Source organism: Salinicoccus siamensis (genome assembly GCF_055391965.1).
This window is the reverse complement of the sequence record NZ_AP043765.1, coordinates 628,191-653,432: the sequence shown is the minus strand read 5'-3', so window position 1 is coordinate 653,432 and position 25,242 is coordinate 628,191. Positions and strand designations below refer to the sequence as shown.

24 protein-coding genes are annotated in these 25,242 nt (G+C 52.2%); 4 read left to right on the top strand and 20 right to left on the bottom strand.

What is annotated here, in order from left to right; translation table 11 throughout:
* Window positions 1-92: 92 nt before the first annotated feature.
* The 7 genes from ACZ5LF_RS03265 to pxpB are packed head-to-tail and all read right to left on the bottom strand — an operon-like array spanning window position 93 to window position 6,347.
* Window positions 93-872, bottom strand: a complete 780-nt coding sequence (locus ACZ5LF_RS03265) for a putative hydro-lyase (protein WP_380569797.1) — start codon at window positions 870-872, stop codon at window positions 93-95.
* Between the two features lie 12 nt (window positions 873-884).
* Window positions 885-2,096 carry an NRAMP family divalent metal transporter gene (locus tag ACZ5LF_RS03260; protein ID WP_380569796.1) on the bottom strand — a complete coding sequence of 404 codons (1,212 nt, stop codon included), beginning with the start codon at window positions 2,094-2,096 and terminating at the stop codon, window positions 885-887.
* An 11-nt stretch (window positions 2,097-2,107) separates the two neighbouring features.
* Window positions 2,108-2,866, bottom strand: a complete 759-nt coding sequence (locus ACZ5LF_RS03255) for a LamB/YcsF family protein (RefSeq protein WP_380569795.1) — start codon at window positions 2,864-2,866, stop codon at window positions 2,108-2,110.
* Window positions 2,867-4,225, bottom strand: coding sequence for an acetyl-CoA carboxylase biotin carboxylase subunit (gene accC, locus ACZ5LF_RS03250; RefSeq protein ID WP_380569794.1), 1,359 nt, complete (start codon window positions 4,223-4,225; stop codon window positions 2,867-2,869).
* A 1-nt stretch (window position 4,226) separates the two neighbouring features.
* Complete coding sequence (locus ACZ5LF_RS03245) at window positions 4,227-4,637, bottom strand: acetyl-CoA carboxylase biotin carboxyl carrier protein (RefSeq protein ID WP_380569793.1); 411 nt, start codon at window positions 4,635-4,637, stop codon at window positions 4,227-4,229.
* Between the two features lie 4 nt (window positions 4,638-4,641).
* The gene (locus tag ACZ5LF_RS03240; protein WP_380569792.1) at window positions 4,642-5,634 is read right to left on the bottom strand and encodes a 5-oxoprolinase subunit C family protein; all 993 of its coding nucleotides are present in this window, start codon (window positions 5,632-5,634) and stop codon (window positions 4,642-4,644) included.
* Complete coding sequence (pxpB, locus tag ACZ5LF_RS03235; RefSeq protein WP_380569791.1) at window positions 5,631-6,347, bottom strand: 5-oxoprolinase subunit PxpB; 717 nt, start codon at window positions 6,345-6,347, stop codon at window positions 5,631-5,633. The genes ACZ5LF_RS03240 and pxpB overlap by 4 nt, the downstream gene beginning before the upstream one ends.
* Before the next feature lie 101 nt (window positions 6,348-6,448).
* Between pxpB and ACZ5LF_RS03230 the strand changes: the two genes are divergently transcribed.
* Both ACZ5LF_RS03230 and ACZ5LF_RS03225 read left to right on the top strand, forming a co-directional pair.
* Window positions 6,449-7,714 (top strand): M20 family metallo-hydrolase, encoded by a 1,266-nt coding sequence (locus tag ACZ5LF_RS03230; RefSeq protein WP_380569790.1) that lies wholly within the window; start codon window positions 6,449-6,451, stop codon window positions 7,712-7,714.
* 71 nt (window positions 7,715-7,785) lie between these two features.
* Entirely contained in the window at window positions 7,786-10,050 is a 2,265-nt protein-coding gene (locus tag ACZ5LF_RS03225) for an ATP-binding cassette domain-containing protein (protein ID WP_380569789.1), read from the top strand.
* Window positions 10,051-10,109: 59 nt separating this feature from the next.
* Here the strand turns inward: ACZ5LF_RS03225 and ACZ5LF_RS03220 are convergent, their stop codons facing one another.
* The 7 genes from ACZ5LF_RS03220 to ACZ5LF_RS03190 form a co-directional block, all read right to left on the bottom strand.
* Window positions 10,110-11,369: a TolB-like translocation protein gene (locus ACZ5LF_RS03220; protein ID WP_380569788.1), complete on the bottom strand. Its 1,260-nt coding sequence runs from the start codon at window positions 11,367-11,369 to the stop codon at window positions 10,110-10,112.
* A gap of 66 nt (window positions 11,370-11,435) precedes the next feature.
* Entirely contained in the window at window positions 11,436-12,611 is a 1,176-nt protein-coding gene (locus ACZ5LF_RS03215) for a diaminopropionate ammonia-lyase (RefSeq protein ID WP_380569787.1), read from the bottom strand.
* Window positions 12,612-12,654: 43 nt separating this feature from the next.
* Window positions 12,655-12,852 (bottom strand): hypothetical protein, encoded by a 198-nt coding sequence (locus ACZ5LF_RS03210; protein ID WP_380569786.1) that lies wholly within the window; start codon window positions 12,850-12,852, stop codon window positions 12,655-12,657.
* Entirely contained in the window at window positions 12,845-13,831 is a 987-nt protein-coding gene (locus ACZ5LF_RS03205; RefSeq protein WP_380569785.1) for an alpha/beta hydrolase, read from the bottom strand. The genes ACZ5LF_RS03210 and ACZ5LF_RS03205 overlap by 8 nt, the downstream gene beginning before the upstream one ends.
* 58 nt (window positions 13,832-13,889) lie before the next feature.
* Window positions 13,890-14,552: a DUF6320 domain-containing protein gene (locus ACZ5LF_RS03200; protein WP_380569784.1), complete on the bottom strand. Its 663-nt coding sequence runs from the start codon at window positions 14,550-14,552 to the stop codon at window positions 13,890-13,892.
* Entirely contained in the window at window positions 14,549-15,463 is a 915-nt protein-coding gene (locus ACZ5LF_RS03195; protein ID WP_380569783.1) for an alcohol acetyltransferase, read from the bottom strand. Before ACZ5LF_RS03195 ends, ACZ5LF_RS03200 begins: the two co-directional genes overlap by 4 nt.
* Window positions 15,464-15,862: 399 nt before the next feature.
* Window positions 15,863-16,723 carry a putative RNA methyltransferase gene (locus tag ACZ5LF_RS03190; protein ID WP_380569782.1) on the bottom strand — a complete coding sequence of 287 codons (861 nt, stop codon included), beginning with the start codon at window positions 16,721-16,723 and terminating at the stop codon, window positions 15,863-15,865.
* Window positions 16,724-16,884: 161 nt separating this feature from the next.
* Between ACZ5LF_RS03190 and ACZ5LF_RS03185 the strand changes: the two genes are divergently transcribed.
* Entirely contained in the window at window positions 16,885-18,231 is a 1,347-nt protein-coding gene (locus tag ACZ5LF_RS03185) for a dihydrolipoyl dehydrogenase family protein (protein WP_380569781.1), read from the top strand.
* A gap of 47 nt (window positions 18,232-18,278) precedes the next feature.
* On the opposite strand, the gene ACZ5LF_RS03180 is transcribed toward ACZ5LF_RS03185, so the two are convergent.
* Window positions 18,279-18,716, bottom strand: a complete 438-nt coding sequence (locus tag ACZ5LF_RS03180; protein ID WP_380569780.1) for an SRPBCC family protein — start codon at window positions 18,714-18,716, stop codon at window positions 18,279-18,281.
* A 145-nt stretch (window positions 18,717-18,861) separates the two neighbouring features.
* On the opposite strand from ACZ5LF_RS03180, the gene ACZ5LF_RS03175 reads away from it, so the two are divergent.
* Window positions 18,862-19,710, top strand: coding sequence for an aldo/keto reductase (locus ACZ5LF_RS03175; RefSeq protein WP_380569779.1), 849 nt, complete (start codon window positions 18,862-18,864; stop codon window positions 19,708-19,710).
* Between the two features lie 86 nt (window positions 19,711-19,796).
* Here the strand turns inward: ACZ5LF_RS03175 and ACZ5LF_RS03170 are convergent, their stop codons facing one another.
* Genes ACZ5LF_RS03170 through opp3b form a run of 5 tightly spaced genes read right to left on the bottom strand, consistent with a single transcriptional unit; the run spans window position 19,797 to window position 25,204 of the window.
* Window positions 19,797-20,879 (bottom strand): M24 family metallopeptidase, encoded by a 1,083-nt coding sequence (locus ACZ5LF_RS03170; RefSeq protein WP_380569778.1) that lies wholly within the window; start codon window positions 20,877-20,879, stop codon window positions 19,797-19,799.
* Window positions 20,880-20,913: 34 nt separating this feature from the next.
* Window positions 20,914-21,270: a DUF3899 domain-containing protein gene (locus tag ACZ5LF_RS03165; protein WP_380569777.1), complete on the bottom strand. Its 357-nt coding sequence runs from the start codon at window positions 21,268-21,270 to the stop codon at window positions 20,914-20,916.
* Window positions 21,254-23,251 carry an ABC transporter ATP-binding protein gene (locus ACZ5LF_RS03160; RefSeq protein ID WP_380569776.1) on the bottom strand — a complete coding sequence of 666 codons (1,998 nt, stop codon included), beginning with the start codon at window positions 23,249-23,251 and terminating at the stop codon, window positions 21,254-21,256. The genes ACZ5LF_RS03165 and ACZ5LF_RS03160 overlap by 17 nt, the downstream gene beginning before the upstream one ends.
* Before the next feature lie 11 nt (window positions 23,252-23,262).
* Window positions 23,263-24,273, bottom strand: coding sequence for an oligopeptide ABC transporter permease (gene opp3C / locus ACZ5LF_RS03155; RefSeq protein ID WP_380569828.1), 1,011 nt, complete (start codon window positions 24,271-24,273; stop codon window positions 23,263-23,265).
* Between the two features lies 1 nt (window position 24,274).
* Entirely contained in the window at window positions 24,275-25,204 is a 930-nt protein-coding gene (opp3b, locus tag ACZ5LF_RS03150) for an oligopeptide ABC transporter permease (protein WP_380569775.1), read from the bottom strand.
* Between the last annotated feature and the right edge of the window lie 38 nt (window positions 25,205-25,242).

Here is a 25,242-nt window from a genome sequence, read left to right as displayed (position 1 = left end):
TGATGGATGATAACGCAACCCCTTGGCTCAAAAAAACATTAAATTTAATCTAAATGTATTGAATCCAACCTTTTTGAAGCGGTGCAATGCCTTTACTCAGGTCGCTGAACTTTAAATTCTTCATTGTATATATCCGTGACGAACATATGCCCTGGAGCATGGGTGATCATCACTTCCGGTCTGGCATTCAATGCAGCGTTCTGTGGTGTGACGCCGCACGCCCAGAATACAGGCACTTCATCCTCTTCAATCTCGACACTGTCGCCGTAGTCAGGCTTTCCGATATCGATGATTCCGATCCCTCCAGGATTGCCATGATGGATGGGACGGCCATGCATATCCGGAAACTTGCCTGTGATCTCGGCTATACGTTCTACACTATCTTTCTTGAACGGTCTCATCGAAACCACAAGTTCACCACTGAAGATGCCTGCCGGCACGGTTTTGATGTTGGTGCGGTACATCGCGACATTCCTGCCCTGCATGATGTGCTTCATCTCAAACCCGGCACCAGTGATGGCCTGCTCGAAAGTAAAGCTGCAGCCGATCAGAAACGTCACAAAGTCGTCCTGCCACCACTCGCTTATGTCGTCGACGGTTTCCGATAATTTACCGTCCCGATATATATTGTAGCGTGGCACATCAGTACGGATATCCGATCCTTCTGCATAAACACTCTCCGTCCGGCCATCCTCTAGCACCTCGATGATGGGAACGGCCTGGTGGTTGCGCATTGCATACAGAAGGAAATCGAATGCGTAACGCTTTGGCAGGATGACGACGTTGGCCTGCACATGGTCGCCCGCCGCCCCTGACGTCGTCCTATTGAATATGCCATTTCTGATCTGGTTTCTAAGTTCTTTCGCTTCCATGGTATCTCTCCTCTAGTTCACCCATAAGTCCTGCAGACCCTGCAGCGACATGACTCCTGCAATGATTGTGATGATGATGGCGATGATACCGAAGACGATCATCCAGGTTGGGTGGTGATACTCTCCAACCACTTTCTTTTTGCGGGAAGCAACCAGCACCGCCCCTAAGGTCAACGGCAGGATCAGGCCGTTGAAGGCGCCTGCCAGAATAAGCAATGTGACCGGTCGCCCCACAAACGTAAAGATGATGGTGGAGATGACGATGAAGGAAATGATTACAATATTGTTATATTCATCGAACACGCGGTGCAGTGATTTTAGGAATGAGGCACTTGTATAGGCGGAGCCTATGACTGAAGATAGCGCCGCTGCCACGAGCACGATACCGAACACCTGCATGCCGATGTCGCCAAGCGCGATCTGGAAGACCGATGCCGGTGGGTTGTCAGGATCGAGTGCCACACCACCGGATACGACACCGAGGACTGCGAGAAACAACAAGATGCGCATGACGCCAGTCGTCAAGATGCCATAATTGGCGGCACGGCTGACAAAGCCCAAATTCTCACGTCCCGTCATACCCGCTTCTATCAGCCTGTGGACGCCTGCGAATGTGATATAGCCGCCGACGGTTCCGCCGACCAATGTGACCACCGGCAGGAACAGTGCCAGCGGCTCTTCAGGCATGACGGCGCGATAGGCTGCCTCCCCGTACGGGGGATCGGATTTGATCATGACGAAAGCTGTAATGCCGATCATGAGTACGCCGAGTATCTGGATGATGATGTCCATGACCGCCCGGCCGTTCTTGAGCAGGAACACGACGATGGCGATGACGCCGGCCAACGCCGCACCGATCCTCGGGTCCCATCCGAAGATGGCATTGAAGCCGAGCCCCGCACCGGCCACGTTGCCGATGTTGAATGCGAACCCTCCAAGCACGATGAAGAACGCGATTACATAACCGAGCCCCGGGAAGACATCATTGGCGACATCCTGCCCCCGCTTCCCGGAGACGCTGAGGACGCGCCAGATGTTGAGCTGCGCCCCGATATCGATGACGATTGAAGCAAGTATCGCGAATGCAAAACTGGCGAGGAACTGCTCGGTGAAGACGCTGGTCTGTGTCAGGAACGCGGGTCCGATGGAAGAAGTCGCCATCAGGAAAACCGCTCCGAACAGCAGCCTGCGCTGCATCGCTGTCATTTTGGGCTTGTTATCCATTATCCCACTCCCTACATCGTTTTGATTTCAATGTCATTCTCTTTCAGCCGCCGGCGTATCTCCCGGACGAATTCAAGCGCCTTCTCACCATCCCCGTGCACACAGATGCTGTCGGCCTGTATTTCGATATCAGATCCATCTATTGCTTCCACTCGGCCTTCGGTCACCATCCGGATGACGCGCGCCGCCGCTTCGTCCGTATCGGTCACCATCGCACCCGCCTTGCGGCGGCTGACCAGTGTACCATCGGCCTCATATGCCCGGTCGGCGAAGACTTCGTGCCGCACTGCCAAGCCGGCAGCTTCCCCTGCTTTCACCAAGTTCTGATTGGATAGCCCCATGAGTTTGAGGTCGGGGTTATAAGTTTTCACAGCCTCTGCAATGGTTTGGGCGAGATCCGGGTCGGTGAATGTGGCGTTGTAGAGCGCGCCGTGCGGCTTGACGTGATTCATCCTTTGGCCCAGAGCACGGCAGAAGCCATCAAGGGCGCCAAGCTGATAGATGATGAGCGTGCTGATTTCATCTGCCGTCATATCCATATAGCGCCGGCCGAAGCCCGATAAATCGGGAAACCCCGGATGGGCCCCGATGCCTGTTACGCCACTGTCCTTTATCAGCCGCACGGTCTCCTGCATGACGGAAGGGTCCCCTGCGTGGAAACCACACGCCACATTCGCCGAAGAGATGAACGGGATGATGTCTTGATCATTGCCGATCGTGTAGTTGCCGTAGCTTTCTCCAAGGTCCGCATTCAAATCCACTGTAAGCATTCATATCTCCTCCTGATTGATTATTGCGTTGCGCTCAAGGAATTTTATATCTACGTCATTCTTCCCATAGTTTGGATGGTTCATCAAAAAGTGCTGGAAATCAAGGTTTGTCGAGATGCTTCCGATCACTGTCTCGTCAAGTACATGGCGCATCTTGAGGATGGCTTGCGCGCGCGTCTCGGCATGCACTATGATCTTTGCGATCATGGAATCGTAGTGCGGTGGAATCACATACCCCGGGTAGACGTGGGAATCGATGCGTACGCCGTGCCCCATGCCGAAGTGGAGCATATCAATCTTGCCGGGTGCGGGCATGAAGTTGTTTGCCGCGTCTTCAGCATTGATGCGACACTCTATGGCAAAACCTGAGATCCCTACATCTTCCTGTCTGATGGATAGCGGCTTGCCGCGGGCCACCTCCACTTGGGCACGTACGATGTCGATGCCGGTGATGGCTTCCGATATCGTATGCTCCACCTGGATGCGGGTATTCATTTCAATGAAGTAGAAGGCGGCTTCTTCCTCAACATACAGGTATTCGACTGTGCCGGCGCCGCGGTAATGGAGGTCTGCGACGGCAGCGGCCGTCCGTTCTGTAATGTCTTTGCGGGAAGCCTCAGGCAGGATGGCGGCGGGCGCTTCTTCTATAAGCTTCTGGCTATTGCGCTGTATCGAACAGTCACGCTCGTAGAGGTGGACCGCATTGCCTTTTCCGTCCCCGATCACCTGCACCTCGATATGGCGCGCTTTTTCGATGAACTTCTCGACATAGATGCGGTCGTCGTTGAATGCATTCTTCGCTTCCTTCTTCGCTTCCTTGAAGTACTTTTCGAGTTCAGAAGACTCATGCACAAAGCGCATGCCCTTACCGCCTCCGCCGGATGCCGCTTTTATGACGAGCGGAAAGCCGATCTCCTCAGCAATATCCTCCACTTCTTCGAACGTCTCCACCACGCCTTCGCTGCCTGGAATAACGGGTACCCCCGCCTGCTTCATCGTCTGCCTTGCTTCCGATTTGTCCCCCATCCGGGAGATCGTCTCCGCAGTAGGCCCGATGAAGGTCACGTCCATTTCTTCAAGCCGCCGTACGAACTCCGCCGATTCCGACAGGAAGCCGTAGCCCGGGTGGACTGCGTCCGCCCCTGTGACCTCAATTGCCGAGACGATGGCGTCGATGTCCAGATAGCTGTCTGCGCTCTGGGCGGGGCCGATGCACACCGCTTCATCCGCCAGCGCAACATGCATACTCCTTGCGTCCGCTACCGAGTAGACTGCCACGCTCCTGATGTCCATTTCCTTCAGTGTCCGGATGATCCTGACGGCAATCTCTCCCCGGTTCGCAATCAATACTTTCTCCACATCAGTCCCCCTCCTGCCGGATGGAGATGAGCGGTTGGCCATATTCGACCCCTTCCCCATTGCCGACGAGTATTTCTTCCACCGTACCGTCAACATCCGACACGACATCGTTGAATACTTTCATCGCCTCAATGACGCCGAGGACGTCCCCTTTTTTGACAGCCTCACCTTCAGCTGTATACGTCTCCTTGCCGTCTTCATCCTTGTCTATATAGAAAGTGCCCACTTGTCCGGCATCTATGGTGTGGGCCCCACTGTCTCCCGCATCATCCTTCACTGCGGGCTGCGGCTGAGCACTTGTTTTTTCTTGTGCTTCGAGATGAATCTTGAAGTCCCCGTCTTCCACCGTCAGCACCTTCAACTGCTGCTCCTGCATAAGCGCTGCATAGGCTTTCACTTTTTTGACATCCATTTAATTAACCTCCCATTAATTTTTCGATCTTTTTTGACACCGGGCGAATATGCGCACGGAAATCATTATTGGGCTTCATATAAGCGCCGTCTTCAATCCGCGCCATTTCCGCTTTGTACATATCTGTCGCTTCCTCCACTGTGACGGCCTTGAACCTGATTGTCTCTCCAGGTTGCTTCTGGACGAATTTCGGGATATCCGCCCGGACGACCGTTGCGATCTTTGCGTAGCCGCCGGCGGTCTGCCGGTCATTCAGCAGCACAATCGGCTGACCGCCCTTCGGCACTTGTATACTGCCCAATTGTGTCGGTTCCGACAATACATCATGGGAGTCGGCTTCAAGTTCTGGCCCTTTCAGGCGGGCTCCCATGCGGTCTGCGTCCTTCGTCAATTCATACTCGCCTTCAAAAAATGTGTGCTGCATGGCTTCATCGAAACGCTCGAACTGCTGGCCCGGCACCACATGGACGACATCATCCCCTGCAGGTATCTGAACACGTTGCTGAGCGATTTTGTGCACCTGTCCACCGTATGCAGCAAGCCGATCGGAAGCCTTGAGTGGACGCCCACTATATCCGCCGATGCCGCTTCTGGCATGGGTTGAGGCGCTGCCGAGCACCCGCCTGACCTTGAAGCCACCGGCTACGGCAAGATAAGTGCGGGCACCACTGGCGGCTGCACCGATGGTGATTATGCTGCCCTTTAGGACTGGGATGGCAATCCCTGAAGGATGGCTGCTGCCATCTATATCAATCGGCATCTCGGCGCCGGCCGTCGCAATGAAAGTGTCAGAGAGCACCTCGAATGTGCCGCCCTGCAGCGTCATTTCAAGTGCGGCGGCATTTTCCGTGTTGCCAAGCAACTGGTTCGCCAAGCGGAACGCCCGGTAGTCCATCGCCCCGGCGGGCGAAAAGCCCTCTGACTGATGGCCGTAGCGGCCGAGGTCCTGGACGGTCGTGTAGACCCCTGGCTTCAGTACTTTCAGAATCCCCGTCATTTGTTCCTCACCTCGCTGTTCACTTCATAGTCCCCTTGGGCGACACGCTTTTCGATATCCTTGTACTCGTCTTCCCCGATCGAACGGTAGACGATGCGGTCCCCCGCCCCGTAGAGGATCGCCGGGTTTCTATCCGCATCAAAAAGTGGAACGGGCGTGCGGCCGAGCAGGTGCCAGCCGCCTGGTGACTCGAACGGGTACATGCCCGTCTGTCGTCCCCCAATCCCGACAGAACCTGCCGGAATGCTGACCCGGGGCGTTTCCAGCCGATCTTTATGCAATCGTTCGTCGAGACCGCCAAGGAATGGAAACCCCGGCATGAACCCAAGCATATAGACGAGATACTCGGTATCCGCGTGCAGGCGCACGACGTCTTCCTCGGACAAGCCCGATGCTTCAAAATGACCGATGTCCGGCCCATACTCCCCGCCGTAGCACACGGGTATTTCGATGACCCGGTACTGGAACGGCTCCTGCACAAGTGCATCGATATCTATTTTCTCAAGAGCTGCCTTAAGTTTTTCCAAGTCTACAGAAAATACTTCGAAATGGATGATGAGACTTGTATACGACAGTATGACCTCCACCACGCCTTCAAAGGACTGTGCTTCTATATGATGGCGCAGGGCGACGATCTGTCGATTCACCGCTTCATCGATTTCGTCGCCCAAATATATCGTCAGTGCATCTTCTGCAAACTGTCTGATTTTCATGCCTTTGCCTCCAAACTGAATTTTCACACTTTTTTCATCTAATATCGTATACTATTATGGACAAAGATGAAAGACCATTACTTAAATGAAGGAGCATAAAAATGACACGATACTTCTTGGATAGGATGAAGGCAGAACAGCTGGAGGATGCCTCCGGCCATAGACTCCACGAACGGTTCATGACCATCGCCGAAATCGGCATGACGAAAAATCAAGGGTCGCGGCGCATGGGGTATTCGAAGGAAGAGGAGGCAGCTAAGCAGCAGGTCATCAAATGGATGGAGGAGATCGGCATGACGGTGCGCCGCGACGGCGCCGGTAATGTCTTCGGCAGATACCCGGGACAAAACGATTCGAAAGTCTTCATGGCCGGTTCGCATCTCGACACCGTGCCGGACGGGGGACATTTTGATGGTGTCGCCGGCGTGCTTACCGCGCTCGAGATCGCAACACTGTGGCATGAGGCGGGATACAAACCGAAGTACTCCTATGAAGTAGCCGTCTTCAGCGATGAAGAAGGCAGCCGCTTCAACAGCGGATTGACCGGCAGCCGGGCTTTTATGGGGATGTTGACGGAAGGGGAAGTGGATAAATATAAGGACCCTTCCGGTCAGGACTTTGACGCCGTCATGGACGCAGCCGGGTTGGACCGCACACATTTCCTGGACGCGGAGGGACCTGATTATCCGATTGAAATGTATGCGGAGGTCCATATTGAACAGGCCAGACAGCTCGAAGAGAAGAATCTGCCGCTTGGCATCGTCAGCGGCATTGCCGGGGCGACGCGCACCAGTGTCGTATTCCATGGAGAAGCGGGCCATGCCGGCAGCACCCCGATGCCGGGACGTCAGGATGCGCTGGTCAAGGCATCCGAATTCATCTCGACTCTACCCCAGGTCGCCCAGGGCATCAGTGAGACGGCAGTCGCCACAGTGGGCAAGATCAATGTCGAACCGGGCGGCGTCAATGTCATCCCGGGCGAAGTGTCGCTTGTCGTCGATGCCCGGGATATAGACGTCGAGCTGCAATCTGCGCTCATCGATGCCGTTCGCAACCATGCCGAACGGACGGTTGAAGGCAGCAGCGTCACGGTCGATGTCGATCTGACGACCCGCATCATGCCGATCCCCATCCAGGCTGAGGTCATCGAAAAGATGGAGCAGTCCTTCGACCGCAATGGATTGATGCCCGTCCATCTGCCGAGCGGCGCGGGGCATGACGCCATGGCCATCGGCACAAGGCACCCGATTACCATGCTGTTCGTGAGGAGCATTGCAGGCATCAGCCATAATCCGGCAGAATTCACCCATATTGCGGATATCCAGCAGGGCGTGCGTGTACTGCAGGATTTCTTCGAAAATTACTAAAACCGGAAAGAAATGATTTCTTCCCTATTAAACGCCTGTTTTTCGGGTAGAGTGACAGGGAGGTGAACCGAATGTCATATATACGCATCAAAGGCGCCAATCAGAATAACTTGAAGAATGTGAGCGTCGATATACCAAAACATACCCTGACTGTCTTTACTGGACGCTCCGGCTCAGGCAAGTCATCGCTTGTGTTCAATACACTCGCAGCTGAATCGGAACGCCTGTTGAACGAAACGTATTCAAGCTATCTGCAGAATCAGATGACGCAGTACGAGAAGCCGGACGTCGATCAGATCGAGAACCTGCCGGTGGCGATGATCATCAACCAGAAGCGCCTCGGCGGCAATTCCCGTTCCACGGTCGGCACGATTTCCGACATATACTCGTCGGTCCGTCTATTGTGGTCGAGGATCGGGGAACCGTTCGTCGGCTACTCCAACGTCTTCTCGTTCAACAATCCAAGCGGCATGTGCCAACGCTGCCAGGGATTGGGGTATGTCGAAGATATTGACCTCGATGAACTGCTCGACTACGACAAGTCGCTGAATGAAGATGCGATCAAATTCCCATCCTTCCGCCCGGACAGCTGGCGCGGCAAACGCTATCTCTACAGCGGTCTGTTCGACAACGATAAGAAGCTGCGCGACTATACGGATGAGGAAATGGAGACCTTCTTGTACACGAAGCCGACACGTCTTAAGAACCCACCTTCGAATTGGCCGCGTACGGCACAGTTCGAAGGGCTGATCCACCGCTTCAGACGGTCGTTCCTGCTCAATGACAACTTCGAGAAGAAGCGCTTCATCAACGATGTCAACCGCGTCGTCACAAGCCGCGACTGCCCCGACTGCAACGGCAAGCGCCTGAACGACACGGTGCTGTCATGCAAGATCGATGGCATGGATATCGCGGATTTCACAAATCTGTCCATCGAGGAGGCCATCCCGTTTCTCAAACAGCTCGACGACCCGAAATCCGAATACATCATCCGGCCGCTGCTCGCGCAGATGGAGTCCCTGTCGTATGTCGGACTCAACTATTTGACGCTTGCCCGTGAGACACCTTCCCTCTCAGGCGGGGAATCCCAGCGCATCAAACTCATCCGCCACTTGAACAGTCCGCTGGCCGATCTGGTCTACATCATCGATGAGCCGAGTGTCGGCCTGCATCCGGAAGATATCGAAAAGATCAATACGATCATGCGCTCCATCCGGGATAAGGGCAACACCGTCCTTGTCGTCGAACATGATCCCGACGTCGTCCAGATCGCCGATCATGTCATCGACATCGGTCCCGGTGCCGGCCAGCACGGTGGCGAAATCATCTTTACGGGGTCGTATGAGGAACTGATGAAGACCGATACGCCGACAGCGACGGCACTCGACCGTCCGCATCAGCTGAAAGCACAGCCGAGGCGCCCGTCAGACTTCATCAGCCTCAAGCACATCACCAGAAACAACTTGAAGGATGTCTCCGTCGACATCCCGAAAAATGTGCTGTCCGTCGTGACCGGGGTGGCCGGTTCCGGTAAGAGTACACTGATCAAGACTGGCTTCCGCGATGATCCGGATGCGATATTCATCGACCAGAAGCCGGTCCATGCTTCGAACCGTTCGAACCTGCTGACCTACATGGACCTCTTCGATGACATCCGGACCTTCTTCAGCAAGCAGACGGGACTGCGCAAGGGCATGTTCAGCTACAATTCTGAAGGCGCCTGCCCGGAATGCAACGGCAAAGGCGTATTGAAGACGGAGCTCGCCTTCATGCCGGACTTCTCCCAGACTTGTGAAGTGTGCGGCGGCACCCGCTATAAGCCAGAAGCATTGGCGGCCACAGTCGATGGCTATTCCATCGCTGATATACTGGCGCTTACCGTCGAGGAGGCATTGAGCGTCTTCAAGACCAACGCCCATGTCATCGAACGCCTGAGAACCGTGCAGGATACAGGGCTCCACTATATGACCCTCGGCCAGTCGCTCGATACATTGTCTGGCGGTGAGATACAGCGGGTCAAGCTCAGCCGCTACCTCGATGGCGAGGCGACAGGCCAGGTCTTCATATTTGATGAACCGACGACCGGGCTGCATGAAGATGACATTCCGACTCTACTCGAATGCTTCCAGGAGCTGATCGACCAGGGCAACACCGTCATCCTGATCGAACATAACCTCACCATGATGACCCATGCCGATTGGATCATCGATGTCGGTCCAGGCCCCGGTCTAAAGGGCGGTGCCATACTCTACAGCGGTGCGCCCTCCGGCCTGCTTGATGTCGAGTCATCGGTGACGGCCAAACACATCAGACGCTATATCAGCAATCCAGAATGACACATAAAGAAAGCCTCTACCCTTTTGGTGGAGGCTTTCTCTGTATAATCTGAGCATCTTCACTTTCTTCTGTGTCGCACCGTCCTTCTGTAGAGCAAGGCAAACACCAGCAGTACACCTGTACAACCGAGCAGCCATACGGAAAGCATCATCATTCCGATTGTTCTCCATGGGTCATCGAGCCCGAAAAACATCGTGGTGATAACCAGCACAGTCAACAAGGCGCTGGCTGCAACAGGAATGAGTGCCCGGCCATGGAGTTCCGCATAGACGATGGCCAGCCCAAATGTCAGCAGATAGAGGAGCGTCAAGGTTGCGGTGTTGATCGATTTATCCAACATCGCCCCAAAATCCACCCCACCCGAAGTTTCCGGCATCTCGACTTCAAGCGGCGCCATGTCATCCCCTTCATAGGAAATCGTCTGTATCTCATAGACAGCCGGCTCGGACGGCCAGTCCTCCTGCACCAAAAATGCGAGGCGCTCTTCACCGTTGAAGAATGCCGGGGACGTCACCGAAGCATCTTGGTTGGTCAATTGCTCCATCTCTCCCGTTTCAGTGTCCGTCAGAAACAGCTCATAGATGTAGGTGCCTTTATCCGACTCGCCTGCCTGGGCTGTATAGGCAAGTGAAGCGCCGTCAGACGACAGGGTCGGGACGCCGATGTAGCCAGGTCTTCCGATTCCCACATAGGGGTGTTCTTCTTTGGTCTTAAGGTCATATGAACGCATCTCCTCTTCCATGAAATGGAGCATCTCCCCATCCGCGGAAACATTCAATCCCCGCATATCGAATGCATCCTTATCCGTCAGTTTTTCATGGGCATCGCCTTCTCTACTGACGCGGTGGAGATCCCGTCCGTTTTCCGTCGATTCAGGAGCCGCGAGCAGATCTTCTGAAGGCATTGCGATATAGTAGACTGTTTCTCCATCCGGTGACATGGCAGCCTCAAAGACATGAGTGTCAGTGCTTGTCAGCTGGATGGGTTCGCCACCTATCTCTGGCAGGAGATGAAGTGTCTGTACCCCCTCTTCCGAGCGGCTCAAGTACATCAACCCTTGACCATCCGGAGTGAACTGGGGTTGGGTATGATCCGCCTCTTCTGTCAGCGCGATTTCTTCCGTACCCCCGCCGATATTTCCTATATAGATGGATTCCCTACCGTCATCATAGTAGGAGAAGGCCACCTGATCATCGTCCGGAGAAATATCGATCGATTCACCCAAACCCGTATGGTGTCTGTACGGGCTATCGTCTGTGGTCATACTGTACGTGACTGCTGCAGCAAACAGGATGAAGCCGATGATGATGGCCGTCATCAAACTCCTTTCTTTATTGATGCTACCCCTCCTTTAGATGTGACACTGGTTCAATCACTGTGACTGTCACTCCCGCATCACTTGCCTATAGTGATCGGGATCCGTATCCCCTTCTGTATTGATAAGGAGGATATTGGATGACCCGTCCAGGCCGAGGGCCTGCCGTGCTTGTGAATATCCGTCTTCTGTCATCAGCGCGTGCAGCGCGCCGAGTGTGACGGCTCCGGAGGCACCCGAAACGACAGGTTCATCTGAACCGGTCGGCCTGCCATAGAGGCGCATGCCATGCTCACTCGTTCCGTCCCCACAGCGGATGAAGGCGTCCGCTGACGCTTTCAGCATCTCAAAGCCCTGGGTACTCGGCGCCCCACATGCCAGGCCGGCCATCACAGTATTTAAGCTTCCTGTGACTTGTTGCGATTTACCGGAAGTATCCTTCATCGATTGATGGAAGCAATCCGCCGCCCCGGCCTCAACCACGATGATCCGCGGGCGGTTACCGTCCATTTTGCTGAGTACCGCGGCTGTCATCGCAACAACGAACGATCCCACTCCAGCCTGCAGAAATACATGCGTGATGTCGTTGAAGGAAGTATCCCCCAATTGTGCATGGACTTCGGACATGAGCGTCGTGTATCCTTCCATGATCATCAGCGGAATCTCGTCATACCCTGGCCAAGCTGTATCCTGCAGCAGCACCCACCCATGCTCTTTTGCCAAGTTGGCCGTCTCTTTGACGGTGTCATCATAGTTGAGTGTGGTGGCGGTCGCTTCCGCCCCGAGTTGCCGCACTGCTTCAAGACGGTGTTCGGCCGCCCCTTCAGGCATGAACACTTTGGCCTTCTGCCCGAGCAGACTGGCCGCCCACGCCACCCCTTTGCCGTGGTTGCCATCTGTCGCAGTCGCGAATGTCACGCCGGGATGCGTTTTAAGCATTTTCAGCAATTCATTGTAATCATTGAAATCCAAGCCTTCGTACCGCCTGAAATATTCCGCCATGACATAGATTCCGCCCAGCCCCTTGAACGCATTCAACCCGAAGCGTTCCGATTCATCCTTGGCATAGATGTTCGCGACGCCGAGCTGTTGTGACAAATCATCCAGGTGAACCAGCGGTGTAGCGGCATACTCCGGCACACTCTGGTGGAATTTTGCCGACCGCTCCATCACCCCCTGTGTGAAGTGCGCGAGCAGATCAGTTTGCCCCCCTTCCTCCTTAAATCGATTTAAGACCATATCCATAGCTGCTTCCCCCTTACAATCATCGTCAATCGATCTAGATTTCTTACCTCGACTCTTCCATCTTCGCCTCTTTACGCTTCTTCTTTTTCTCTTTTATGCTGACAAGGAAATAGAGCGGCAGCATGCCGACGACGAATGCCACAATGACGATGGACCGGTTTTTCGGTCCCACCCAATCGAAGACGTAGAGGCCGAGGAACACTAGGATTACAACCGCAATCAAAAATAACTTTTTATACATTGTGCGCCACCTGCCCCCAGTCTTTTAATATCTCCTGCATCTGCCGGCGTGCCCGTGCCCCTTCACGGATCGGATACTGCGGGAAGACATGGTTCATCTTCGGATATTCATAGTACCTATATGGTGCACCGGCCGCTTCAAGCATGCCGGCAAATTTCCGGGCGTCCGGCAGGCACACTTCATGCTCGCCGACGAACAGATGGATCTTCGGCAGACCGTCGATACTGCCGTATATCGGTGACACTTTGTAGTAGGTCGGATCCGCGTCACCCGCCCAGATGCGGCCGATGACTTTCAGGTTGGCGGGTTTCAGCATCGGGTCCAGTGCCGCATATTTCTTCATTTCGGGATGGGTCATCGTGACGTCGAGCCAGGGTGATATGAGGATCAACCCGTATGGCTTGGGCAGCTGCATCGACGCAAGCCACTGGGTGAATCCTAAAGCCAGTCCGCCGCCGGCCGAATCCCCCATGAGCACGGGCACTTCCGGGTCCTCATCCAGCAGTTCACGGTACAGCCGGTCCACCGCGTCATACGCATCATCATAAGTAAATTCCGGGGTTTTCGGGTAGATCGGCACGATGAATTCAAGTCCCGTATCCTCCACCATCCCATCTAAAAACATCCAATGGAAGAGCGATGGCTGATGGATGTAGCCGCCGCCGTGGAGATAAAGTACCCGTCTGTCACCCTGCTTCTGGCGCGGCTGGAGCCGATAGACTTTCATATCGGCCTGTTGAGAGATGCCGATTTCCGACCGCAGTATGCCTTCCGGTATCTTATGTTCCTTCTGGTTCTCCCTGAAGTTATCGGCAAGCATCTTTTCATCCACATCTTCGAGATCGAAGTTGACGAAGCGGATGATATCTTCAGCAAGCTTGCTGCCGATGCTCCGCTCTTCCACCAGACGCGCCCGTACCGAATACGATAAAACCCCGACGCCCGCCAGTATGGCTGAAGCTTTGAGGACATCTTTCATGCAATCATCCCTTTCGTTTTGAAGTGCCCTCTGAAGAGGAGCGGCTCTCTGAGTACCATTACAGATGGAAACGCCGACCGAGCTGGGTCATGAAGGCGCGGGTCGCGAATGCAAAGATCAGCGTGAACGTCGTGACGCCAAAGAGCAGTGCGACGACGCTCGGCCACATGACGGTCGCCATGCCGACCAAATGGAGCAGACCCGGAACGAAGCTGAGCGCAATCATCAGCAGCAGAAAGCTGACATAGCCGCTCCATTTCAGGCGCACACGCAACATGAAGATCGACATCAGCAGGATGCCGCCGATGATCAGGAACGGTACGACGTAATCGACGGACCACTGGACGGAGCCGGACATCGCGTCGATCACCAACAGCAGGATGGTCAGGCTGACCACCTGCGCGGTGATCTTGCCGCCGATATGGGAAGCCGAGAGTATTGTATGGCTGAGTGATACCAGCACATAGAATACGGCCACGGCGACGTAGAATACCCATAGGAACTGGGGCATGACGATGATGTTGACCGCCAATGAAGCAATCACCGCCAGCACCCCGAGGAAAATGGCGATTCTGGTGATGCGGGCTTTTATGCGCTGTTCCTCCCGGTTGTAGTCCGGATACCAGGTTTCGCCGTCTTGTTTGTCAATGCCGGTGGGTGCGTCGCACAGCGGACATTCCACCTGCCCCACCCAGACACCACAATTCGGGCATTCCGTCATATCCCATCCCCCCAGTCGTTAGAGTAGACGGTGATATCCTGTCCAGTCTTCTCCTTAAGCAGCATAAAGAATGTGCGGATGATTTCCTGCGCCATGATCGAGCGTGAAAATGTGATCGTGAGGCGGTCGTTCAACGTGCCGATGCCGCAGTTGATCGGACTCTTCCGGGTCGGATACAGCACCACTTCCATACGGTCGACGTATGGTTTCATCGCTTCCGGCAGCTTGATGTTGCCGAGGTTCGACAACGTCATCGTCTTGAGCCGTTCGCCGAGCTGGTTGAAGCCAAAGCGCATGACCGGATATTTGAGCATGACCGGCACAGCACGGGTCAGGGGGTTGGTCTGCAGTGAGACGAAGCGGTTGATGCCGGCCTGCAGGTTCTCCTTATCCGTCTTATCGGCAAGCTGGGCCGACACATCTTTGATGAGGTCATCAAACGTCACATAGCCGTCCATCGAGACGTCGATGTTCGCGACATAGAAGAAATTGCGCAATGTTGTGGATGGAAAATGCCGTCTGAGGCTGACGGGCACCGCTATCGCGATCCGTTCCTCCCGCCTGTCGCCTGCTTTCTTCTCGTCGTGGATCGCCTGGATCAATACGCTGAGCAGGAAACCTGTAAGCGAAGTCCCTTGTGCCTTGGCGAAGGCGTTGACCTTGCCGGCATCCATCACCCCGTGGATGACGTTGATGCCCGGCGGTTCGATCGGCACGCCTTTGATCTGATAGGACGGCTTCAGCCGCGGACCCGTACGCTTGATGTTCCGGGACGTCGCAAAGCGCTCGAAGCTGTCTTCCATCTCCTCCGGCCGCGGCGGGTCTTCCGGCACCAGGATATCATTCCCAACCGGGTCTTCCATGCCGCGCAGCATCAGATATTGGTAGACGAGCGTCTTCAGAAACTCCACCGCGCCGCCGCCATCGGTCACCGAGTGGAAGATTTCCACCGAGATGCGCCGGTCGAAATAAAGCACCCGGATGAGGTAGGCGTTATTTTCCTTCGCATCAATCGGGGCACATGGATGTGCGCCCTCCCGCTTGACGCTGAGCAGTTCATCATTATGCTCCATAAAGTCCCAGAACAGCCCTTTACGCACGCGTACCTTGAGCGTCGGGAAACGCACTGCGACGATATCGAGCGCTTCCTGCAGTGTTTGTCCATCGACCTTCTCACCCAGGATCATCGCCACCCGGAATACCGCAGAGTTCGTCGCATCCGATACCGCATGGAATATCTTTCCGGTATTATCTATCTTGTACCACTCATCCATGCGACCGCCTCCTTCCTGTATGCCTTCCGGCTGCTCTTATTTATGTCCAATCAAAATTTCAAGGTCGAGCGTCACCGTCTGCGCCTGTGTGATGAAATCATCGAGTTCGCCCGGCGCCTGGTTCCAGGCCAGCGGGGACATCCCACAAAGATGCCGCAGGGCCGCTTCATCGAGCGGTACTTGTTCCTTGATATGCACACGCTCAAAAGGCCCGTACTGCGCTTCGAACAATGCCACCGTGTCGGCATTGTCGTACCGCGCCTTATCTGTTCCCTGATAGAGTGCCTCACGCAGTTCCTTCAGATAATCCGCGCCTGGCACAACTTTGATGACACGTCCGCCTGGCGCCAACACCCGATTGAAGGCGTCGTAGCTCGCCGGCGACAGTATATTCAAGATGACGTCGCTCTTGGCATCGGCAATCGGCAGATCCGCCAGATCGCCCACCAGCCACAGCTGTTCAGGATAGTGCTTCGCTGCCATCATGATGCCGTCTTTCGCAATATCGACCCCCACACCGACCGCATCCGCCCCATCGATGTGTGACATAATGCCGGCAAGGTGGGACCCTTCCCCGCTGCCGGCATCCAACACCTTCAAACTTGACTCACCCGTCATCTGGCCCACCGTTTCGGCAATCGCCGTATGCAGTGCCTGATAGAAGCCACTTTCTGTAATAAAGGCATGCCGGTGTTCAAACAACGCCTTGTCGTATTGGGTCTTGACCGGCTTGTTCAGCATATTGACGTAGCCTTGTTTGGCGAAATCGAATGCATGTGCATTACGGCACACGAGTGAGGCCTGCTCCCTGACATGCATATCTGCCCCACATATTGGACATCGGAATATATCCGCATGTCTTCCTGCGAGCTGCGCGCTTTTTTCCTTCTTCTTCATACTACGGCCTCCCGCTTCATTGTGTTAATTTTATAGTAGACGAGCCGCCCGCCTTGTGCAAATGAATATTATCTCAAGGCACATCATTTGTAATCACGTAGGCGCTTATTTAATCTTTAAGTGTGACAGACCAGATTCAAATCAACGGAGGTACGGATACTATGACACGATATGATTACGATGTGACGTTCATCGGCAGTGGACATGCTGCATGGCACGCTGCAATGGCGCTCGTCCAAGCGGACATGAAAGTTGCCATCATCGAGGAGGACACCATCGCCGGCACCTGCACCAACTTCGGCTGCAACCCGAAGATCCTGCTCGAAGGACCATTTGAAGTGCTTGAAGAACTCGGACACTATAAAGGCATCCTCAGCCAAGACACTACAGTCGACTGGCCCTCATTGATGGACTACAAGAAAAAAGTCATCCCACCGATGTCAGAAGGCCTCAGGCAGATGTTCGAACAGCAGGGCATCGACATCCACATGAATCATGGCACCCTGCAGGATGCCCACACCATCGCAGTCGGTGAAGAGACGTTCACGTCCGATAAAATCATCATCGCAACCGGCCAGCACAGCAACGCACTCGACATACCGGGCAAAGAATACACCAGCAACAGCCGTGACTTCATGGATATGGAGTCCATGCCGGAACACATCACATTCATCGGGGGTGGCTTCATCACGGCAGAATTCGCCTCCATCGCCATCAAGACGGGGGCGGAAGTCCATATCATCACCCATTCCGATGAAATGCTCCGTGGCTTCAACCGCAAGCATGTCGGCATGCTCACCAAAAAACTCGAGTCGGAAGGCGTCCATTTCCACTACAATGAAGATACTGCCGAAATCTCGAAGGATGGCGGGCGCTATACATTGCGTACCGAATCCGGTATGACACTATCCACCGACTGCATCATCGATGCCACCGGACGCGTACCGAACGTCGCCGGGCTCGGTCTTGAGAATGCCGGAGTCAGATATACGAAAAACGGCATCCAGACAGACGGCTACCTGCGTACCGCACAACCGAACATCTACGCAAGCGGCGATGTGCTGGACAAGACGATTCCAAAACTCACGCCGACCGCCACATTCGAGTCGGAATACATTGCCGCGCATATCACCGGCATGAATACGGAACCGCTCAAATACCCGGCCATCCCGAATGTACTCTATACACTGCCGCGCCTTGCCACAATCGGCACGACAGTTGCCGAAGCGGAGGAAGATGACGCCCTCACCGTCAAAACGGTCGAGTTCGGCAAACGGCTGTTGTTTGAGTACAAGAACGAAACCGATGCCCAGATGGATATCATCATCGACCAGGACAAACGTCTGGTCGGCGCTGAAATATACGGCAATGATGCAGCTGACTTGGTCAACGTCCTCACTTTCGCAGTCAACCAGAAAGTGACGGCGCAGGACCTCTCTGCCATGATTTTCGCCTTCCCAAGCCCTTCAAGCGGCGTCATCGATATGCTCAAATTCGAATTGTTGTAGCGTACTACCGAAGCGGATGAATGTCATCCGCTTCTTTTTTTATGCCTTCAGCGCCCGGCCATATCGCCAAGCTTCTTCATCTGACGGTCCAGCACCTGCTTGATGACCGGCTTCACCCCTTTAAGCATAAACGCGTATTTCCGCTTTCCGGGATCGAATGTGCTTGTCACCTGCACCATCGTCGTGTGTGCTGTAGCAGAGTCCAATTTAAAAGTTGATACAATCACACCCTGCTTGAGCACGGTCTTCACTTCAACATGCTGGTTCTTTTCATATTCCGTAATCTCAGACCGGAAGCGGTATGTACGGTTCAGCACCTTCAACTTTGTGATGAAGCGGGCGCCGACTCCCCGTTCTGCCTCAGTCAGATAGTCGTTGCCTTCAAAGATCGGGCTCCACGACTTCAATTCCTCATCATCATTGACTATGGTGAACAATCTCTCCGGTGTGCCCGACATCTCTTCTTCAAAATGATACAGTTCCATAAGATTCTGCCTCCCTCTTTTCCCCAATCATACCATTTTTGCGCCCATGACCTGGCACAGCGTGCACATCATTAACGCTCGATTTCCATGCGTGATAAAATGGGGGCTGTATTAAATAAACAGAGGAAATGCGAGGGATAGACAGATGAAGACATTGACAGATACATTCAAATTGCACAACGGCACCGAGATTCCGGGCGTCGGCTTCGGCACATGGCAGACACCAGACGGGGAAACTGCGGTCAACGCCGTCAAGAAGGCGATCGAATCCGGCTACCGCCACATCGATACGGCAGCTGCATATAAAAATGAAGGCAGCGTCGGCCAGGCAATCAGGGAATCCGGGGTGGACCGTAAAGATCTGTTCATCACCAGCAAGCTATGGAATTCCGAACGGGGCTATGAGACGACGAAAGCCGCTTTCGACAGCACTCTGAAAGCACTCGGTACGGATTACCTTGACCTCTACCTCATCCACTGGCCAGCAAACAAGAAACAGTCTGACGACTGGGAAACCATTAACCTCGATACGTGGAAAGCGATGACCGAGCTCTATAAAGAAGGCAAGATCAAAGCCATCGGCGTCTCCAACTTCATGCCACACCATTTGGAAGCGCTCGTCAACACGGAAATCAAACCAATGGTCAACCAGATCGAATATCATCCGGGGTACACACAGGATGAGACCGTCGCCTACTGCAAGCAGCACGACATTCTCGTTGAAGCATGGAGCCCGATCGGGTCCGGCCGCCTGCTCGAAAATGAAGACCTCAAGAAAATTGCCCAGAAATATGATAAATCCGTGGCACAGCTGTGCATCAGATATGTCATGCAGAATGGCATCCTGCCACTGCCGAAATCCGTGACCCCTTCACGCATCGAAGAAAACACACACCTCTTCGACTTTGAAATCAGCGATGAGGACATGAAGCAGATGGACGCGATGGACAACGTCGGATTCTCCGGCATGACACCGGATGAAATGGACCTCTAGATTTCTGAAGCATTATGATGCAGGGTGTCTAGCACCTTGCAGATAACATAATGAACCCCAATTCCATGTGGAATTGGGGTTCATTTTTATACTTCAATAACCACTAATTCTTTTGTTGACGGGGTCAATACTTCGCATCCCTGATCGTTGATGAGCAAGACATCCTCCACCCTTGCACCGCCGACACGAGGCAGGTAGATGCCGGGTTCCACACAGACCGTCATGCCTTTTTCCAGTACTTTATCCTTTTGGACAGAAAACAGGGGCTTCTCGTGTACTTCCAATCCAATTCCATGACCCGTCCCTGTCCCTGACTGCGCATTGTAGCCCGTCTTAATGAGATGCTCCCGCATCAGATGGTCGACCTCGGTGTCCTGCATGCCGGGTTTGATGTTATCCACGCAATTATTGAACGCAGTCAGCACGACATCATGTATCTCCTTCATTTTATCTGACGGTTCGCCCATGGATACGACTCTGGAAATATCTGCCCAATACCCGTCGTAACATGCCCCGAAATCTATAGTGATCATTTCACCTTTCTCAATCTTTTTGCCGGTCGCCCTCCCATGCGGCAGGGAAGACCTTGAACCAGAGGCGACAATGGGTGGAAATCCAGCTGCATAGCCGTTTTCTTTCTTCATGAAATCTTCCAGTTCACCAGCCACTTCCAGTTCAGTCATGCCTACTTTGATGAAGTTTGTAATGTGTAGATAGGCTTCATCCGTAATCCGGCAAGCCTCTCTGATTTTATCCAATTCATCGGGTGATTTGATCATTCTGATGTTTTCTACAATGTCATAGGATGGCACCAACTCACCATCGAACATTTCATCGAGCCACTTATGCAGACCAAAACTGATATGCCGCTCTTCAAAACCCAATTTTTTTATATTTCTTTCGTTGAGTTGACGAGCCACCGCTTCATAGATTTTCCCTTTGTGGCCCGTGTGGCCTGCATGGAGGATTATTTCGAAATCAGTCTGTTGTTTGGCCTGCTCGAAATACCGGTAGTCTGTAACCAATAGTTTTTCATTGCGGGTGATGATCAGCACGCCATTACTGCCGGTAAACCCGGAGAGATACCGTATATTCCAAAGCCCCGAAATCATCACTGCTTCTATCCCAAAATCATCGAATTCCCCGATCAGCTCATCTATTCTGTTCAAATCGATTTCTCCTTTTAATGAAATTCATTTTTTCTCAATACATGGAAACAATAGTGGAAAATACTATAAGTAAGATGCCCATGGACAACACCCATAACCCTGAGCCAGTTCTTCGAAAGTTCCGCTTATCTTTAAGCTCAGCATCCTGCTCCGCAACGAATGTCTCCAATTTCGAATCATGTCTTAAGATTTTCTTGAAGTTATTGAATATCGCATTGTAGACCCCTTTATTCATCATCCACATGAATCCGCCGGCTATGAACAGCAGTAGCCCAACCATGAAAAATAAGTTAAGATATTCTATCGGTATGTTTACGGCAACAGGCAATAATATGAGACAGGCTGCTGCAGTGAGATAAATTAAAACTGTTTTTTTACTTACTGTCTTCAATCCATTCCACCCCTTTACCTTCAACCTGCTCTTGTCTATATGCTTCCATTTCTTTTTCGGTGCATGACACGAAGTGCCCCGGGGTCACTTCCCTCATCTGGCCGGGATCCTTGACCTTCTCCCAGGCGATGTCTTCTTCCTTACTTCGGTTCTTTTCATTGCGCGGATCAGGCACCGGTATGGCGCCAAGCAAAGACTGCGTATATGGATGCAAAGGGTTTTCGAATAGTTCATCACTATCTGCAACTTCCACTAATCTACCTTTATACATTACCCCGATCCTGTCACTGATGTGTTTCACCATCGACAAGTCATGGGCGATGAATAAGTATGTCAGTGCATTCTCATTCTGCAGTTTTTTCAGCAGATTGATTATTTGAGCCTGTATTGATACATCCAATGCTGAAATGGGTTCGTCCGCAACGATGAATTCCGGTTCTACGGCGAGGGCTCTGGCAATCCCTATCCGCTGTCTCTGTCCCCCACTGAATTCGTGGGGGTATCTGGTGGCATGTTCAGAATTCAACCCTACTGTTTCCAATAATGCCTTTACTTTTTCCCTACGTTCTTTCTTATTTTGATATAGACCGTGTATATCCATTCCTTCTGCGATGATATCCTCTACGGTCCAACGTGGGTTCAGAGATGAGTACGGATCCTGGAAAATCATCTGCATCTGCTTATGAAGTTCCAATTTGTTCTTCTCTGCCAGACTCTTGCCTTTAAAATGTATCTCGCCTTCTGTCGATTGATATAAATTGACTAGATTCCGGCCCGTGGTCGATTTCCCGCACCCCGACTCACCTACCAGCCCGAAGGTTTCCCCCTCGTAGATTTCGAAACTCACCCCGTCTACTGCCCTTACTTCGTTTTTCTGGCCTTTATTGAAATGCTGTTTAAGGCCTTTCACTTCCAATAGCTTGTTGCTTCCTATCTTTTTCTCGCTCCGTACTTCCTCATCCTTATCGGATTCAAATATCTCTTCAACTTCATCCTCTACTGCCTTACTCACTTTTTCGTGCAGCAGCCAAGTCGCCGCGTGATGTGTTTCCGTCACTTCGAACATGGGTGGATTATATAGGAAATCTATTTTCAGAGGTGCTTTATTGCGTATCGCAAATGCATCCCCTTCAGGGGGGTTCATCAAATTTGGGGGTGAGCCTGGAATCGAGATCAATGTATCGTGGGAATGCTCCAGATTCGGCATGGCTTTCAACAAGCCTTTGGTGTAGGGATGCTGCGGATTATAGAAGATCTCTTCCACTTTTCCTATCTCCACTATCTTTCCGGCGTACATGACCGCAACCCGATCTGCAATATTGGCTACCACACCCAAGTCATGGGTGATGAATATGATTGAGGTGCCGCGTTCCTTTTGAATTTTCTTGAACAGATCGATCACCTGCGCCTGTACTGTAACGTCTAAAGCAGTCGTTGGTTCATCCGCTATCAGTATTTCGGGATCGCATGCCAATGCCATGGCTATGACCACTCTTTGCTGCATGCCTCCGGAAAACTGATGGGGATATTGATTGATCCTTTTTTCAGGTTCATGTATCCCCACTGAACCCAATATTTCGATTGCCCTCCCTACAGCCTCTTTCTTCGATATTTTACTATGTGTCAAAATCCCTTCTATAATCTGGTTTTTCACGGTCATGGTCGGATTTAAGGATGACATCGGATCTTGGAATACTATTGATATTTCTGATCCTCTCAATTTCCTCAACTTTTTTTTATTATATTTCAATATATCTTCATCTTTATATTTTATATATTCTCCGCTGATTTTCCCCGGAGGTTCGGGTATAAGCCCCATGATACTTTTCGACATCACTGATTTGCCAGAACCGGATTCACCTACAACTGCCAGAGTCTCGCCCTTTTTCAAATCAAAGGAGACGTTCCTGACTGCCTGGACCACCCCGGCATAAGTATCGAAAGTGACATCGAGGTTTTTTACAGAAAGTATTTCATCCAAACTCATCACTCCTACTTTCTCATTTTAGGATCAAACGCGTCTCTCAAACCATCTCCCAATAGATTGAAGCTGATCATGATCAGACTGATTATGATAGACGAGAACATGAGCATATGGGGGTAAATCTGAATCAGTTCAAACCCATCGTTCACTATCGTCCCTAAGGAAGCTATCGGAGGCTGCAGCCCTAAACCAATAAAACTCAAGAATGCTTCTGTAAATATTGCGGTTGGAATAGTGAACATCGTCGTTATTATAATCGGCCCCATTGAATTTGGGATGAGGTGACGCCAGATCAATCTCGTGTCTCCCGCCCCTAGTGTTCTCGAAGCCAAGACGAATTCCTGACCCTTCAGTTTCAGGACTTGTCCTCTTATGATCCTTGCCATATTCACCCATCCTGTTATGACCATCGCCAGTGTAATCGACATGATTCCAGGCTGGAGGATGAGTATGAGCAGAATGATTACAATGAGGTTCGGAACTCCTATAAGGACTTCTATAATGCGCTGCATAACATTGTCTACCCTGCCGCCATAGTAAGCAGAAATACTGCCATAGGTGACACCGATAAGCAAATCCAGAAGCGCAGCCAAAAACGCGATGTACAAGGAGATACGGGTGCCTTCCCATATCCGCGTCCAGACATCCCGCCCGAGGTTATCCGTCCCGAACCAATAATAGCCCTCTACATTCTCCGCTTCGTATATATCAACACCGTTGATATCCGTTCCATTCAAATTCAAGAATGGCACATGCTCTAAAACTGGAACTTTAGGTGGCATGTTGCTTATTTGGAGATTCTGTTCATCAAATTCGTGATCATTCATATAAGGGCCCAAAATGGCGAGGAGGATGATGAGTATGATTAGCACCAGTCCCACTATCGCCCCTTTATTCTGTTTGAGACGACGCCATGAATCTCCCCAATAACTTATTGGCTTTGTCGAAATGACTTCTTTGCCGCTATGCAGCTGATTTTCCACTTCAAACAGATCATCCGTCAATTTATGCTCAGGTATGCTAATTTTTGCCACCTCCAGAAAGTCGGATTCTCGGATCTATAATGCCGTAGAGGATATCGACGATGAAGATGACGACTATGAACAGGAGACTGAAAAATAGTGTAACTCCCATAATTACTGGATAATCATTGGTCAGTATTGAATTTACAAATTGTTCTCCGAGACCTGGGATGCTGAAAATACGTTCCACCACAAGCGTACCTGTCATAAGTGACACAGTTAAAGGACCGATGATGGTGATGATTGGTATCATTGCATTCCGGATTCCATGTTTCCTGATCACCTTCCATCTATCCACACCTTTTGCATGAGCGGTCGTAATATAATCCTGCCCAAGCACCTCGAGCATTTCCGAGCGCATATACCTGGCGATGGTCGCCATTACAAACGCGGCCAGGGAAATTGTCGGCAGGATGGAGTATTCAAATCCGTCCCAAAACGCCACCGGCAGCCATTGGAGTCTCACGCCTATCCAATACTGGAGAAGGCCGGCAAAGACAAAGTTGGGGATCGATAGTCCCAAAACAGCTGCAATCATCGCCGAGTAATCGACCAGTGTGTTCTGCCTTATCGCAGCAATGATGCCAAGGAGCCCTCCAACAACAAGCCCAAGGCCCATCGCCTGGGCCCCGAGTATTGCTGATACTCCTATCCTTTCTCCAATGATGGTGGCTACTGAACGACCGTCGAACTGAAATGAGACGCCCAATTCGCCGACCATTATATTTCCAAGGTACTTAAAATACTGTACCGCCACAGGCTCATCCAAGCCGTATCTCTGATTCAATATTCTTTCCTGGGCTTCACTCAGTCTTTCATCATTAAACGGGGATCCCGGCAATGTCTGCATCAGGAAGAAAGTCAATGATGCGATCAATAAAAATGTGAAAATCATATACCCTAATCTGCTTAGTATATATTTTGCCACTTGGACACCTCCTGGATATCTTCACAGAATCGTTTCAT